The organism is Nonomuraea sp. PA05, assembly GCF_008086045.1.
In the GTDB taxonomy this organism is placed as follows: Bacteria; Actinomycetota; Actinomycetes; order Streptosporangiales; family Streptosporangiaceae; genus Nonomuraea; species Nonomuraea monospora.
On the sequence record NZ_VSEY01000024.1, the window covers coordinates 37926 to 51613 of the forward strand.

General features: G+C 71.0%; 14 protein-coding genes. 9 read left to right on the top strand and 5 right to left on the bottom strand.

Features of this window, described 5'->3' with window-relative positions; genetic code table 11:
* The first annotated feature begins 45 nt into the window (after positions 1–45).
* Positions 46–1749, top strand: coding sequence for a hypothetical protein (locus FXF51_RS33630; RefSeq protein ID WP_148438732.1), 1704 nt, complete (start codon positions 46–48; stop codon positions 1747–1749).
* A gap of 24 nt (positions 1750–1773) precedes the next feature.
* Here the strand turns inward: FXF51_RS33630 and FXF51_RS33635 are convergent, their stop codons facing one another.
* Positions 1774–2574: an SDR family NAD(P)-dependent oxidoreductase gene (locus FXF51_RS33635; RefSeq protein ID WP_148438733.1), complete on the bottom strand. Its 801-nt coding sequence runs from the start codon at positions 2572–2574 to the stop codon at positions 1774–1776.
* 69 nt (positions 2575–2643) lie between these two features.
* On the opposite strand from FXF51_RS33635, the gene FXF51_RS33640 reads away from it, so the two are divergent.
* Positions 2644–3288: a TetR/AcrR family transcriptional regulator gene (locus FXF51_RS33640; protein WP_148438734.1), complete on the top strand. Its 645-nt coding sequence runs from the start codon at positions 2644–2646 to the stop codon at positions 3286–3288.
* On the opposite strand, the gene FXF51_RS33645 is transcribed toward FXF51_RS33640, so the two are convergent.
* Complete coding sequence (locus FXF51_RS33645; RefSeq protein ID WP_148438735.1) at positions 3278–3718, bottom strand: NUDIX domain-containing protein; 441 nt, start codon at positions 3716–3718, stop codon at positions 3278–3280. The two genes, FXF51_RS33640 and FXF51_RS33645, sit on opposite strands and share 11 nt — an antisense overlap.
* Before the next feature lie 77 nt (positions 3719–3795).
* Here FXF51_RS33645 and FXF51_RS33650 point away from each other — a divergent pair, with 77 nt between their 5' ends.
* Positions 3796–4725 carry an acyl-ACP desaturase gene (locus FXF51_RS33650; RefSeq protein WP_148438736.1) on the top strand — a complete coding sequence of 310 codons (930 nt, stop codon included), beginning with the start codon at positions 3796–3798 and terminating at the stop codon, positions 4723–4725.
* Positions 4726–4999: 274 nt separating this feature from the next.
* Complete coding sequence (locus tag FXF51_RS33655) at positions 5000–5533, top strand: NADPH-dependent FMN reductase (RefSeq protein WP_187414707.1); 534 nt, start codon at positions 5000–5002, stop codon at positions 5531–5533.
* A gap of 9 nt (positions 5534–5542) precedes the next feature.
* On the opposite strand, the gene FXF51_RS33660 is transcribed toward FXF51_RS33655, so the two are convergent.
* From FXF51_RS33660 to FXF51_RS33670, 3 genes are all read right to left on the bottom strand, one after another.
* The gene (locus FXF51_RS33660; protein ID WP_148438738.1) at positions 5543–5947 is read right to left on the bottom strand and encodes a hypothetical protein; all 405 of its coding nucleotides are present in this window, start codon (positions 5945–5947) and stop codon (positions 5543–5545) included.
* A 155-nt stretch (positions 5948–6102) separates the two neighbouring features.
* On the bottom strand, positions 6103–6732 hold the full coding sequence (locus FXF51_RS33665; protein WP_262380015.1) for a hypothetical protein: 630 nt from the start codon (positions 6730–6732) through the stop codon (positions 6103–6105).
* A 62-nt stretch (positions 6733–6794) separates the two neighbouring features.
* Positions 6795–7583, bottom strand: coding sequence for an HAD-IIA family hydrolase (locus FXF51_RS33670; protein WP_222871581.1), 789 nt, complete (start codon positions 7581–7583; stop codon positions 6795–6797).
* 53 nt (positions 7584–7636) lie between these two features.
* On the opposite strand from FXF51_RS33670, the gene FXF51_RS33675 reads away from it, so the two are divergent.
* The 5 genes from FXF51_RS33675 to FXF51_RS33695 all read left to right on the top strand — a co-directional run bounded on the left by FXF51_RS33675 (position 7637) and on the right by FXF51_RS33695 (position 13683).
* Positions 7637–8827, top strand: a complete 1191-nt coding sequence (locus FXF51_RS33675) for a M20 family metallopeptidase (RefSeq protein ID WP_148438741.1) — start codon at positions 7637–7639, stop codon at positions 8825–8827.
* A gap of 1 nt (position 8828) precedes the next feature.
* Positions 8829–9794, top strand: coding sequence for a zinc-dependent alcohol dehydrogenase family protein (locus FXF51_RS33680; protein ID WP_262380016.1), 966 nt, complete (start codon positions 8829–8831; stop codon positions 9792–9794).
* A gap of 145 nt (positions 9795–9939) precedes the next feature.
* Positions 9940–11766 (top strand): ABC transporter substrate-binding protein, encoded by a 1827-nt coding sequence (locus FXF51_RS33685; protein ID WP_148438743.1) that lies wholly within the window; start codon positions 9940–9942, stop codon positions 11764–11766.
* A 10-nt stretch (positions 11767–11776) separates the two neighbouring features.
* The gene (locus FXF51_RS33690) at positions 11777–12787 is read left to right on the top strand and encodes an ABC transporter permease (RefSeq protein WP_148438744.1); all 1011 of its coding nucleotides are present in this window, start codon (positions 11777–11779) and stop codon (positions 12785–12787) included.
* Complete coding sequence (locus FXF51_RS33695) at positions 12784–13683, top strand: ABC transporter permease (protein ID WP_148438745.1); 900 nt, start codon at positions 12784–12786, stop codon at positions 13681–13683. The genes FXF51_RS33690 and FXF51_RS33695 overlap by 4 nt, the downstream gene beginning before the upstream one ends.
* The last annotated feature ends 5 nt before the right edge of the window (positions 13684–13688 follow it).

Sequence of the window (13688 nt, forward strand, 5' to 3'; positions counted from 1 at the left end):
CTGTCACGATAAGCATCTCACTCATCACCCTTTGTGAGGACCTTCGTGCGCCGGTCGATCCGAGCCAGCAGCAGTCTGGCGCGCCCGTACCGTGACCTGGTCTGGCTCGCCTACCTGACCCTCCCTCCCTCCATCGGCGAGGAGCGCCGGCTGGTGCTGGCGCACCGGCTGGCCGCCGCCGTGCTCGCCCGGCACGCCGCCCGCGACCAGCTCGCGCTGCGCAGGGCGCTGCTGCGCAGCGCGCTGCACCGGCTGATCCTGCCCTGGTCGGGCCGGCTGGCGCGGATGGAGGCGGTGCCCGCGGTGACCCGGGGCGCCGACGTCGCCTTCACCGAGGAGCTGAACGCGTTGCGGCCCGCGGCCCGCGCCGCGTACGCGCTGCTGCGGCTGGAAGGGCGGCCCGAGGCGGAGGTGCGGGCGATCCTGGACGGCGCGCGGGTGCCGAACCCGCGAGCCGCCCTGGATGCGGTCGCCGATCTGGAGGCCAGGTTCGGCGAGGCAGCCGCGACGATGTTCCGGCCCGCCACCGACCCGACCCTGGCCCGCTGCTACGCCCGGCCACTGGACCGGCGGATCCGGCTCGGCGTCCCGGTGGTCGCGCTCTCGTGCGTGCTGACCGCGGCGGCGTCGCTGCCGCTGCTCGGCGACACCCCGAGGGTCGCCGGGGCCGCGCGCCCGCCCGCCGGGCCGCGGGCCGTCTCGGCGCCGCCCGGCGCCTGGCGCGCCGGCACCGACCTGGACCTGGCCACGTGGGAGGCGCGAGGCTCGCTCACCGGCGACCGCGCGCTGATCATGCGAGCGCTGCGGGCGTGGGGGCGCGACGACGGGCAGGTCCTGTACGCCGGCCGCCTCGACGGCACCACGGTCGTGCTGATCCGCCACGGCGAGCAGGTCGCCCGCTACACCGAGACGGGCGGGACCGGCGCCCTCACCGCGTTCCCCGCCCCGCGCGCCAAGCCCGACGGCGCCAGCCCGCTCAAGCTCGTCACCACCGCCCAGGGCAGCCGCTACCTGCTGCCGCCGTGGGTGCGGGAGGTCTCGGCCGCGCCGCTCACCGGCGCGGCCCCGAACTGGCGGCGGGTCGGCGCCCAGGGCGGCGTGACGGCGCCGGTCAAGGCGCTGCGGGGCAAGACCTGCTGGCAGGGGCCCGTGCTGCGGCTGCGGGCGCCGGAGATCGCGCACGGCATGCCGTACACGATGCTGGACTTCGGGCGGCTGTCCCTGGCCAACGCCTACTACCAGCCGCCGCCGCCCGCCGAGATCAACCGGTACGGCCCGTACGAGCTCGACACCCTGCCCGACGGCTTCACCGTGTGGAAGGCGCTGGCGTGCGCGGTCGAGCTGCCGCAGGGCGAGCTGGAGGCGGCGACCGCGTGGGAGTTCTGGAGCGGCGGGCTGCCCGAGGGCGCGCGCGGGCGCTGGGTCTGCCTGCGGACGACCGAGGCGACCGGCGGCAGCACGGTGCGGGGCGTGCTGTTCAGCACCGCGGGCGGACGCACCTCCGCCACCCCGACCGGCACCAGGGCGAACTCGTGGGACTGCAGCCGGCTGCGCCGTGACGTGGTGTCGGGGGTCTGGTGGCGGGCGCCGTCCGGCAAGGGGTACTACGTGGCCGCCGGGAGCCGGCGCGTCATTCGGATCACCGTGGACGGGCGGGCGGTGGGCGGCACGTACGCGGTCTCCAGGAAACGCGACCCGGCGCTGGCGGCGGTCAACGAGCTGGGCGAGAAGGTCGAGGTGCTGCGTTGACCGCCGGCGCCCATGGATGCACTGTCAGTGCACGCCGCGCACGGTGCCGCCGTCCACCCGCAGCGTGGTGCCCGTGACGTAGCCGGCGTGCGGCCCGCTGAGATAGAGGACCGCGGCGGCGATCTCCTCGGGCCGCCCCATCCGGCCGACGTCGTTCGGCACCAGCTCCTCGATCGCGTTGCGTTCGATCTCCTCCCACGTCTCGCCCCACCCGCGGGCGGGCGCGAGATCGGTCAGGAACCGCTGGACGCTGTCGACCAGGATGGCGCCAGGGGCGACGGTGTTGGCGGTGATGCCGGTTCCCTTGAGCTGACGGGCCAGGGAGACCGTCAGGTTGTGGCGGGCGGCCAGGGTGGCGTTGTAGTGCGGCAGGTCGGCGCCGGGCTGGACGGCGAGCCCGCCGCCGATCTGGATGACCCGGCCCCAGCCGCGCTCGTGCATGCGGGGCACCACGCGCAGGATCATGCGGACGGCGGAGACGACGTTGACCTCGTAGGTCCGGCTCCAGTCGGCGGGGGTGGCGTCCTTCCAGCCGCGGTGGGGGTAGGCGCCGGCGTTGTTGACCAGGATGTCGATCGGCCCGCCGGCCAGTGCGGCCCCGGCCACGGCGTCGGCTCCCTCGTCGGTGGCCAGGTCTCCGACGGCGACGCGGGCGCCGCCTCCCGCCTCCTGGATCGCCTGGGCGACGGCTTCTGCACGGGCGCGGTCGCGGCCGTGGACGACCACGTCGGCGCCTTCGGCGGCCAGCGCCTTGGCGATGGCCTCGCCCAGCCCGGAGCTGGAGCCGGTGACCAGCGCGCGCTTGCCTGTCAGTTCGAGATCCATGGAGTGCTCACTTCGTGTCGCAGTTATGTCTACATCTGTAGACTTCGCTCCAAGTATACACTCGTAGACATGACTGAATCCGCCGACGCACAGACCGGCAAGCGCCGCCGCGACGCCGCCGCCACCCGGCAGGCCATCCTGGACGCGGCGGTCACCGCCTTCACCAGGTTCGGCTACGACGGCGTGGGGGTGCGGGACATCGCCCAGGACGCGGGCGTGACCGCGATGCTCATCAACCGCTACTTCGGCTCGAAGGAGCAGCTCTTCGCCGAGGCCGTGGACGTCTCCTTCGCGCCCCGCACGGTGATCGCGGGCACGGGCGCGGAGCTGCCCGGCGAGACCGCGCGGGCGCTGGTGCGGCGGACGGAGCCGGGGGCGGGGGAGCTGGGGCCGTTCCTGCTCATGCTGAGGTCGGCGGCCAGCCCGCAGGCGGCGCGGATCATGCGCGAGGCGATCGGGCGGCACGCCGGGCGGCATCTGAACGAGGAGCTGTCCGGTGCGGGGGCGGACGTGCGGGCCGAGCTGATGCTCTCGGTGCAGGCCGGGGTGTGGCTGATGCGCAGCGTCCTGGGGACGGCGGCGCTGACCGACGCGCCGCCGGACGAGCTGGCCGGACGGCTCACCGCCCTCTTCGCCGTGCTGACGACCCCCGGCGAGGCGGCGGCCGGCCTCGCGTCCGGGGCGCCGGCGGAGCCCGGCGAGGTCAGCCGATGAGGCGCGGCAGGGCCGCGATGTTGGCGGAGAGGTAGCCGGCCACCGCCTGCGGGATCAGGTTGCGGGAGAAGATCTCCGACCGTTCCAGCGCAACCCGCTCCACCTCGAACAATCCACGCGAAGGATCCTCGAACTCGGGCCCGTGCCGCAGCTCCGGGTCCATGGACACCAACCGGCACCCGAAGACATGTTGCGTCTTGACCTCACCGCGCCACGGATATGAGACGCTGACCAGGAACGTCACGTCGGAGACCGTCGCACCCAGCTCCTCGAGCAGCTCGCGGTGCAGGGTGTCCTCCAGGGAGCCGTCCTCCGGCTCCACGTGGCCGCCCGGTACGGACCAGTAGCGGGCACGCCCGGGCACCGTGCGACGGAAGAGGACCAGACGCTCGTCGTGGTCGAGTAGGACACCACGGACACTAGGTCGCATACGTACACCCTATTTGACCGGTATGTCCTTCGGGTAGCCTAACCTACGGTACCGTAACCTGAAGGAGAAGATCTTTTATGGCGATGACTCAGACGGAGCTCCTCCACGCCCTCGAGCCCGTCGTGGAGGTAGAGCTCAACCGCCACGAGAAGGTGGCGAAGGAGTGGTTCCCGCACGAGTACATCCCGTGGAGCGAAGGCCGCAACTTCGACGGCATCTACGGGGGCGAGGCGTGGGAGGAAGGGCACTCCAGAATCCCGGAAGCGGCGCGCGTATCGCTCATCGTCAACCTCCTGACCGAGGACAACCTCCCCAGCTACCACCACGAGATCGCCACCACGTTCGGCCGCGACGGCGCCTGGGGCACCTGGGTGCACCGCTGGACCGCCGAGGAGGACCGGCACGGCACCGCCCTGCGCGACTACCTCACCGTCACCCGCGCCGTGGACCCGGTGGCGCTGGAGCGCGCCCGCATGGCGCACATGGAGAGCGGCTTCATGACGGAGTACGACACGATGCTCCAGCAGCTCGCGTACGTCTCCTTCCAGGAGCTCGCCACCCGCATCGCGCACCGCAACACCGGCAGGGCGTCCGGTGAGGAGGGCTGCGAGCGGCTGCTGGCCAGGATCGCCGCCGACGAGAACCTGCACATGCTCTTCTACCGCAACCTGCTCAAGGCGGCGTTCGAGCTCGACCCGAACCAGACCATGCGCGCGGTGACCGACGTGGTGACCACCTTCCAGATGCCCGGCCAGGGCATGGACGGCTTCGCCCGCAAGGCGATGATCATCGCCAACGAGGGCATCTACGACCTGCGCCTGCACCTGGACGACGTGCTCATGCCGGTGCTGCGCCAGTGGTCGGTGTTCGACAAGACCGGGCTGGACGCCGAGGGCGAGAAGGCGCGCCTGGAGCTGTCGGAGTTCCTGGAGCGGACGGACGCCACGGCCGCCAGGTTCGTGGAGCGCCGCGAGGAGCGCCGCGCCCGCGCCGCCGCCCGCCAGTAGCCCCACCCGGCAAGCCCACCCGGCAAGCCCACCCGGCAAGCCCAACCCCGCAAGCCCACCCCGCGAGCCCATCCGTCAGCCCGTGACCGGCACCCGGCGCCGCAGCATGCCCCCCAGCGCCGGTGTCCCCCCGCCTCGCGCCGGCGGGGTGCCGTGACGGGCCGGGCGAGGGCGGGGCGGCAAGGCCTGTGCGCCTCTTGACCCGCAGATGGTCTTGGACATCCAAGACATCGGGCAGGTTCCCGGTAACACCGGAACCCCTGGGGAGCAGAGGGTGAAAATCATCGGGATCGCCGCCAGCCTCCACGCGGGGTCATTCATCACCAGATTGCTGGACGCGGCGGGCGGCGAGCTGCCGCCCGGCGTCGGCTTCGAGGTGTGGCGGGGAATGGGCGAGATCCCGGCATACCGCCCGGGACCCGTCCCGGCGCCGGCGAGGGACCTGGTCACGCTGGTCGCGGGCGGTGACGCGGTCCTGCTGACCGCGCCCGAGCACAGCCTGCTGCCGCTGGAGCTGATGCACGCGCTGGACTGGATGACCGCCAGGGACGGCCTGTCGGGCAAGCACGTGGCGGTAATGAGCGCGAGCGCGCGGGCCTGCGGGGCCATGTGGGCGCAGGCGGAGCTGTACAAGCAGCTCCTGAGCGCCGGCGCGGTCGTGATGGGCGCCGAGCTGGTGATCTCACCGATCTGGCCGCACTTCGACGAGGACGGCCGCCTGGCCGCTCCCGCCCTGCGCGCGCAGGTGCGCGACGTGGTCCGCCAGTTGTGCCCGGCCGAGGTGATGGAGCCCGCTCTCTCCTTGTGAGACCCGCCGTCACTCCTGCGCGGCGTTGAGCCGGTCGAGCTTGACGGCCAGGTCCATGACCTCCGAGCGGAGAAAGTTGAACTCGTGCTCGATCTCCGACCGGATGACCGAGAACTCGACGGCGATCTCCTCGCCCACCTTGCCCTCGCCGCCATGCCCGCCCCGGGGCGATGACACCGCTCTTCTGACCCCCTCGACCTCGGTGCCGACCGCCGCCACCTCCTCCCCGAGCCCGCTGCGGGCCTCGGCGAGCTCGGCTCTCAGGGCGGCCATCTCCGCATGCAGCTTCTTCGAGCGGTCGATGACCTCGCGCAGGAGCTCCTCCTGCTCCCGCGACTCCCTGACGTGCTCGGTGGTCGCCTCAAGGTCCTCGACACGCAGTTTCAGATCGAGGATCTCCGCCCTGATGTCCACGCGCTTCTGCCTCTTCCCGCTGTACGGCCTCGCGTCAGAACAATCGTCCCAGGCCGTCAAGAACCCGGTGGGGCAGGAGGAGAAACGCGGGTGTGGTTCTTTCCACCGGACCCGCCCGGTCCTGCGAGAAGGGCGTGCGCGAGGGGGAGAATCCTCTACCGCTCGCGGCGGTCCTCGATCTCCCACAGGTGGTCGGCGACGTGCCAGACGATGCGGCGCAGCGCGTAGCGGGGCGGCCAGTCAGTGCTCGCCGGCGGCTCCCAGGGGCGGGACAGGACCTGCGCCAGCTCGGCCCGCATCGCGTCGCGGTCCTCGACCGACTTGTACGGCCTGTGCCGCACGCCGGCCTTCCTGGCGAAGGCGCGCTCGGCGTCCGTCACGTGGTCGACGATCTTCGTCCGGTCCCGTCCGCCGCCGCGCGGCCCCTTGCGCAGGCCCTCCGGCGAGCCGGCGGCGACCTCGTCGAACAGCTCCCAGGCGGCGCGCATCAAGGCGACCGAGCGCTCGGCCTCGGCGGCCGTCAGCGGCTCCAGGTCGAGGCCGGGCACCTCGTACGGCACGCCGAAGTCGGTCGTCGAGGTGCCCCGCACCCGGGCCACGACCTCGGGCTCGCCCGGCTCGAACGCCAGGCCGGCCCGTTCGGCGATCACGCGGTAGCGGGGCGCGTAGTCGGCGAGCCGGTCGAGTGCGGGTTCCTCGCCCTTGTCGATCCGGCACCAGCCGGGCCAGTCGAGCGAGCAGGCGAACACCTTCTTGGGGCCGATCTCCAGGTAGACACGGGTCATGGGGCTCAGCCTGCCACGCGTACCTGTCAGCGGCCGTCAGGTACGCGGTGTGGTCAGCTGGGTCAGACGAGGTCGATGAGGTCCGCGACCGAGTCGACGACCAGGGAGGGCCGGTAGGGGAAGCGGTCGATCTCGTGACGCTGCGTGACACCCGTGAGCACGAGGATCGTGAACAGCCCCGCCTCCATGCCCGAGACGATGTCGGTGTCCATCCGGTCGCCGATCATGGCCGTGGTCTCGCTGTGCGCCTCGATCTCGTTGAGCGCGCTGCGCATCATGCGCGGGTTGGGCTTGCCCACGAAATACGGCTCGACCCCGGTCGCCTTGGTGATCATGGCGGCCACGGCTCCGCAGGCGGGCAGGGAGCCCTCGGTGGAGGGGCCGATCGGGTCGGGGTTGGTGGCGATGAAGCGGGCGCCGCCCTCGATGAGCCGGATGGCGCGGGTGATCTGGGTGAAGCTGTAGGTGCGGGTCTCGCCGAGCACCACGTAGTCGGGGTCGAGGTCGGTGAGCACGTAGCCGACCTCGTGCAGCGCCGTGGTCAGGCCGGCCTCGCCGATCACGTACGCCGAGCCGCCGGCGCGCTGGTCGTCCAGGAACTGGGCGGTGGCCAGGGCGGAGGTCCAGATGGACTCGGGCGGCACGGCGAGGCCCGCGCCCGCCAGGCGGACCGACAGATCGCGCTGGGTGTAGATCGAGTTGTTGGTCAGCACCCGGAACTTCCTGTCGGATTCGCTGAGCCGCTTGATGAATTCGTCCGCACCTGGGACCGGCCGTCCCTCGTGGACGAGGACGCCGTCCATGTCGGACAACCAGGAGTCGATCCGCTTACGCTGAGTCACGCGGCCCATCGTACCGAGCGCGCCTTGTCGACTTCCCGCCCGGCACATGAACAATGTTTCTCATGTCGTTCATTGAATCCGCCCAGGACATGCGGGACGAGCTCGAACAGCTCCGGCACTCGCTGCACACCACCCCCGAGCTGGGGCTCCACCTGCCGCGCACCCAGGAGAAGGTGCTCGCGGCGCTGGAGGGGCTCCCCCTGGAGATCAAGACGGGCTCCGCGCTGAGCTCCGTCACCGCCGTGCTGCGGGGCGGCAGGCCCGGCCCCGCCGTGCTGTTGCGGGGCGACATGGACGCCCTGCCCGTGGCCGAGAAGAACGACCTCTCCTACGTCTCCCAGCTTCCCGGCCAGATGCACGCCTGCGGCCACGACCTGCACACCACGATGCTGGCGGGCGCCGCGCACCTGCTGAGCGCGCGGCGCGAGGAGCTGGCCGGCGATGTGATCTTCATGTTCCAGCCGGGTGAGGAGGGGCACGAGGGCGCCAAGTACATGATCGAGGAGGGCGTGCTGGACGCCGCCGGCGCGCGGCCGGTGGCGGCGTACGGCATGCACGTGGTGTCGGCGATGTTGCCGCCGGGGCTGTTCGCGTCGCGGCCAGGCCCGATCATGGCGGCGGCCGACACGTTCAGGGTGACGGTGCGGGGGCGGGGCGGCCACGGGTCGAGCCCGCACCGCTCGCTCGATCCGATCCAGGCGGGCTGCGAGATGGTGGGCGCGCTGCAGACGATGGTGACCAGGACGTTCGACGTGTTCGACCCGGTCGTGGTGACGGTGGGCAGCTTCCACGGCGGGTCGGCGGACAACGTGATCCCCGACGAGGCCAAGTTCGAGGCCACGGTGCGGACGTTCAGCAAGGAGAACAGGACGCTGGTCAAGCGGCGGCTGGTGGAGGTCGTGCAGGGCATCGCGGCGGCCCACGGGCTGCAGGCGGAGCCGTCGTTCGGGATGGGCTACCCGGTCACGGTGAACGACGGGAGCGAGGCGGACTTCGTCGGCAGGACGGCGGACGAGCTGTTCGGGCCGGGGCGGTACTTCGTCTCGCCGCAGCCGGTGATGGGGTCGGAGGACTTCTCGTACGTGCTGGAGAACGTGCCCGGCGCGTTCGTGTTCCTGGGCGCGTGCCCGGCGGACCGGGACCCGGCGACGGCGCCGTACAACCACTCCCCCGAGGCGATCTTCGACGACTCCGTGCTGCCCGATGGGGCGGCGCTGTACGCGCAGCTCGCGTACGCGCGGCTGTCGGCCTGACGTGCGCGCCTGGGTGGTCGGGCGGCCGGGGCCGATGGCGTCGGGGCCTCTGGAGCTCGTCGAGCGTGAGGTGCCGGAGCCGGGGCCCGGCGAGGTGCTGGTGAAGGTGGAGGCGTGCGGCGTGTGCCGTACGGACCTGCACCTGGCGGAGGGCGACCTGGAGCCGCGCCGCCCCCGCACCGCGCCCGGCCACCAGGTGGTCGGCAGGGTGGTCGCGACCGGCGAGCGGGTGGGCGTGGCGTGGCTGCGCTCCACCTGCGGCACGTGCCGGTACTGCCTGCGGGGTATGGAGAACCTGTGCCCCCGGTCGACCTACACGGGGTGGGACGCGGACGGCGGGTACGCCGAGTACGTCGTCGCACCCGCGGACTACGTCTATCCCCTGCCCGGCGACCGCCCGGCCGGGGAGCTGGCGCCGCTGCTGTGCGCCGGGATCATCGGCTACCGGGCGCTGGCCAGGTGCGACCTGCCGCCGGGCGGCAGGCTGGGCATCTACGGCTTCGGGGCGTCGGCGCACCTGACGGCGCAGGCGGCGATCGCCCAGGGCGCCGTGGTGCACGCGGTCAGCAGGTCGGCGGCGTCGCGGGAGCTGGCCATGGAGCTGGGCGCCGCGTCCGCCGGGGACCGGCCGCCGGAGCCGCTGGACGCGGCCATCCTGTTCGCGCCGGTGGGCGACCTGGTGCCGCCGGCGCTGGAGGCCCTCGACAGGGGCGGGACGCTCGCCGTGGCGGGCATCCACCTCACGGACATCCCGGCGCTGAACTACGAGCGGCACCTGTTCCAGGAGCGCACGCTGCGCAGCGTGACCGCCAACACCAGGGCCGACGGGCGGGCCTACCTGGAGCTGGCCTTGGCGCATCCGCCGCGCGTGACGACGGCGCCGTATCCCTTCGCGGAGGCGGACCGGGCGCTGAGCGATCTGGCGGCCGATCGGGTGAACGGCGCAGCCGTCCTGATCATGGGCTGAACTGGCACTTGATGGAGATAAGCACCAGTCCATACACTCATGAAGGAAAGTTACATTAGCCTCACAACCTCTGGAGATTATTGACGCTGATCAAACGCGATCGTAATGTCCGGTCAATCCCTAGAGACATCCCCCGGAGCGGCAAATGAAGCGACTGGCAGCGGTAGTGGCGTTGCTGGGCCTTGCCTCCGCGACTGCGGCGTGCAGCGGCGGTGGTACGACCAACACACCCGGCTCGGGCGGCGGTGGCGGCGGCGGGCTCTTCACCACGATCGACGTGACCAGGCCGGGCCTCGACGCATCGGGCCCCGCCAACCCCTGGGCCCCGAAGGGCAACTCCTTCCTGGGCTACAACGCGATGAAGCTGGGCTGGGTCAAGAACCACCTGACCGATCCCAACCAGTTCTACCCGGGTATCGCGGCCAGCTGGGAGATCGCGCCCGACAACTCCTCGATCACCATCCACCTGCAGCCGAACGGCAAGTGGTCCGACGGCAAGCCCGTCGTCGCCGAGGACGTGCGCACCTCCATCGGCCTGGCCTACACCACCGGCAGCACCGCCTTCGCGATCACGCCGGGAGCGGCGGGCGCGGCGGCCGAGGTCACCGTCGTGGACGACAAGACGGTCAAGGTCACCCAGGACATGTCGAACCCGAGCATGAAGTTCGCCCGGGGCGTCATGGACACCTGGGTCGTGCCGGCCCACGTCTGGGGCAGCATCCTCCCGGCGAACTTCTGGGACACGCTCAAGACCTCCAGGGGCGAGGGCGCCGACGCCGAGAAGGCCCGCGAGGAGGTTCTCGCCCTCGGCCAGAAGGTGCTCGCTTTCGCGCCGCCCAAGGATGTCTCCGCCGGCCCGTTCGTGCTGGAGCGCGTCAACCCCGGCGAGGCGCTGCTGCTGAAGAACAAGAACTTCTACAACGCCGCGAACGTGGCGCCCGACCAGGTCAAGTTCCTCAACTACAGCGGCAACGAGCAGATCTGGAACTACCTGAGCGCCGGCAAGCTCGACCACTCCGGCTTCGTGGCGGCCCCGGCCGACGTGATGAACCGGATCAAGCAGGCGCCCGGCTCCAACACCATCAAGGGCTTCTCGCCCGTCGCCGTCGGCATGGCGTTCAACCAGTCCAAGAAGCCGTACGACAACGTGCACGTGCGCCGCGGCCTGGCCTACCTCATCGACCGCGACCAGGTCACCAAGGTCGCCTCGCCCGAGGGCGGCACGCCTGCCGTGACGACCTCCGGCATCCACCAGAAGCCCGCGCAGGAGTGGATCGGCGCCGAGCTGAACAACCTGGAGCCGTACAAGCACGACGCGGCCAAGGCCGAGGCGGAGTTCAAGGAGGCCGGCCTGCAGAAGAAGGACGGCAAGTGGACGCTGGCCGACGGCTCGCCGTGGAAGGTCACGATGAACGCGCCGTCCGGCTTCTCCGACTGGATCTCCGCGCAGGAGAACATCAAGAGCCAGCTCGTCGAGGCCGGCGTGGACGCTGAGGTCGTCACCGTCGCCGACTACCCCGTCTACCTGGAGGAGATCGCCGCCGGCAAGTACGACGTCGGCTTCTGGCTGATGGCGCTCGGCCCCGCGCCGTACGACATCTACCAGCGCCTCTACGGCGTCTCCAACGGCTGGTCCAACGTCGCCGGCAAGGTCAAGCACAGCGCCCCCGGCAAGAGCGGCAACTGGATGGGCGGCGCCGAGGAGATCGACGTGGAGGGCGTCGGCAAGGTCAACCCCGGTGAGCTGACCGCCAAGCTGAACGCCGCGTCCGCCGAGGACGCCAAGCCGATCATGACGCAGCTCGCCAAGACCGCGAACCAGGATCTGCCCGCCATCCAGCTCTGGGACTACGTGAACACCCAGTTCACCAACACCGCCCGCTTCACCGGCTGGCCCGAGCAGGACAGCGACCTGCTGCGCCTGACGGCCGGAGTCTGGATCCAGCTCGGCATGATCAAGGCCAAGCAGTGAGAAAGAACGTATGACGATCATCGCACGGCGACTCGCGGGCCACCTGGCCCGCGGGGTCGTCATGATCCTCGTCGTCGCCACGATCACTTTCTTCATCGTCAGGAGCATCCCCGGCGACCCCGTGGCGGCGAACGTGCAGAAGCTCATCGAGCAAGGCATGTCGCCCGAGGCGGCCGAGCAGGCCACCCGCGTGCTGTACGGCTTCCAGCCCAAGGGCTCGCTCTGGGACCAGTACCTCGACTACATGACCGGCCTGCTCACCTTCGACCTGGGCCAGTCGGTCACCCACGCCGGCGCGCCGGTCACGGGCGTGCTGGCCGAGGCGGCCAAGTGGACCGTTCTACCGGTGCTGGCGGGGACGCTGCTGAGCTTCCTGGTCGGCATCATCCTGGGCGTCTACGCGGCCGTCAAGCGCACCGGCAAGCTCGGCGACGTGCTGGCGATCTCCGGGTCGCTGCTGCACGGCGTGCCGCAGTACGTCCTCGGGCTGCTGCTCAGCGCCATCTTCGCGACGCTGATCCCGATCCTGCCCGACGGCGGCCCGGTGTCCATCCTGTACGAGCCGGGGTTCAACGCCGGTTACCTCGCCTCGCTGTTCGACCACGCGGTGCTGCCGGTGGCGACGTACGCGCTGGCCGCGTACGGCGGGTGGATCCTGGCGATGAAGTCGAGCGTCGTCACGGTGCTCGGCGACGACTTCATCCTGGCGGCCGAGCTGCGCGGGATGAAGCGCTCGATCATCTTCAGGTACATCGCGCGCAACGCGATCCTGCCGCTGTTCACGATCCTGGCGCTCTCGCTCGGCCTGCTGCTGGGCGGCGCCGTGTTCATCGAGCGCATCTTCAACTATCCCGGGCTCGGGCTGCTGCTCATCGAGAGCATCACCATGCGCGACTACGCGCTGATGGGCGGCGCGTTCCTGATCATCACGGTGGCCATCATCGTCGCGAACATCGTCGCCGACCTGTTCTACAGCGTGATCGACCCGCGGGTCCGCAGCGGGGAGGAGGTGTCGGCATGAGCGTGCTCCTGGAGAGCTCCTCGACGAGCGCCGCCATGCGCCGCAACTTCTGGGCGGGCGTGTGGCGGGTGATGAAGCGCAAGCCCAGCCGCCTGGTGGGCGCGGTGCTCATGGCGGGCTTCGCGTTCATGGGCGTGTTCGGGCCGATGTTCTACCCCGATCCGCTCCCCCGAGATCCGAGTCAGCTCACCAGGCCCCCGAGCTGGGAGCACTGGCTGGGCACCGACGACCAGGGCCGCGACGTGATCGCGCTGGTGATCACCGGCTCCCGGTACGTGCTGCTGGCCGCCCTCGTGACGGCCGTCATCACGGTCGTGGTGGGCACCGGCATCGGATTGTTCTCCGGCTTCAAGCGAGGCCGCTGGGACAGCGTGCTCATGCGGCTCACCGACATGAAGCTGACCATCCCCGGCCTGCCGCTGCTGCTGGTGCTGTCCACGGTCTGGCAGTTCAGCAGCGCCGTGCAGATGGGCCTGGTCCTGGGGCTGCTGAGCTGGGGCAGCGTGGCCAGGGCCGTACGGTCGCAGACGTTGTCCCTGCGCGAGCGGGGCTTCATCGAGGCGGCGCGCGGGCTGGGGCTGTCCACCACGCACATCGTGGGCAAGGAGCTGCTGCCGAGCATGGCGCCGTACATCGCGATGAACACGCTCATCGCGATCACCGCCGGCGTGTACGCGCAGGTGGGCCTCTTCTTCCTGGGCGTGCTGCCGTACGAGTCGAACAACTGGGGCCAGATGCTGAACACGGCCGTGTTCCGCTCGGCCGCCCTGACCGTCCCCAGCGCGCTGGGGTTCCTGCTGGGGCCGCTGCTGGCGATCCTGCTGCTGACGCTGGCCATCGTGCTCGTGGTGGACGCGATGGACGAGATCTTCAACCCCCGGCTGCGCGAGGAGTAGTGCAC

Coding starts and splice junctions, on each gene's coding strand:
- FXF51_RS33635 (WP_148438733.1), bottom strand. CDS start 2,574: ATGGATCTCGAACTGACAGGCAAGCGCGCGCTGGTCACCGGCTCCAGC.
- FXF51_RS33640 (WP_148438734.1), top strand. CDS start 2,644: ATGACTGAATCCGCCGACGCACAGACCGGCAAGCGCCGCCGCGACGCC.
- FXF51_RS33645 (WP_148438735.1), bottom strand. CDS start 3,718: ATGCGACCTAGTGTCCGTGGTGTCCTACTCGACCACGACGAGCGTCTG.
- FXF51_RS33650 (WP_148438736.1), top strand. CDS start 3,796: ATGGCGATGACTCAGACGGAGCTCCTCCACGCCCTCGAGCCCGTCGTG.
- FXF51_RS33665 (WP_262380015.1), bottom strand. CDS start 6,732: ATGACCCGTGTCTACCTGGAGATCGGCCCCAAGAAGGTGTTCGCCTGC.
- FXF51_RS33670 (WP_222871581.1), bottom strand. CDS start 7,583: ATGGGCCGCGTGACTCAGCGTAAGCGGATCGACTCCTGGTTGTCCGAC.
- FXF51_RS33675 (WP_148438741.1), top strand. CDS start 7,637: ATGTCGTTCATTGAATCCGCCCAGGACATGCGGGACGAGCTCGAACAG.
- FXF51_RS33685 (WP_148438743.1), top strand. CDS start 9,940: ATGAAGCGACTGGCAGCGGTAGTGGCGTTGCTGGGCCTTGCCTCCGCG.
- FXF51_RS33690 (WP_148438744.1), top strand. CDS start 11,777: ATGACGATCATCGCACGGCGACTCGCGGGCCACCTGGCCCGCGGGGTC.
- FXF51_RS33695 (WP_148438745.1), top strand. CDS start 12,784: ATGAGCGTGCTCCTGGAGAGCTCCTCGACGAGCGCCGCCATGCGCCGC.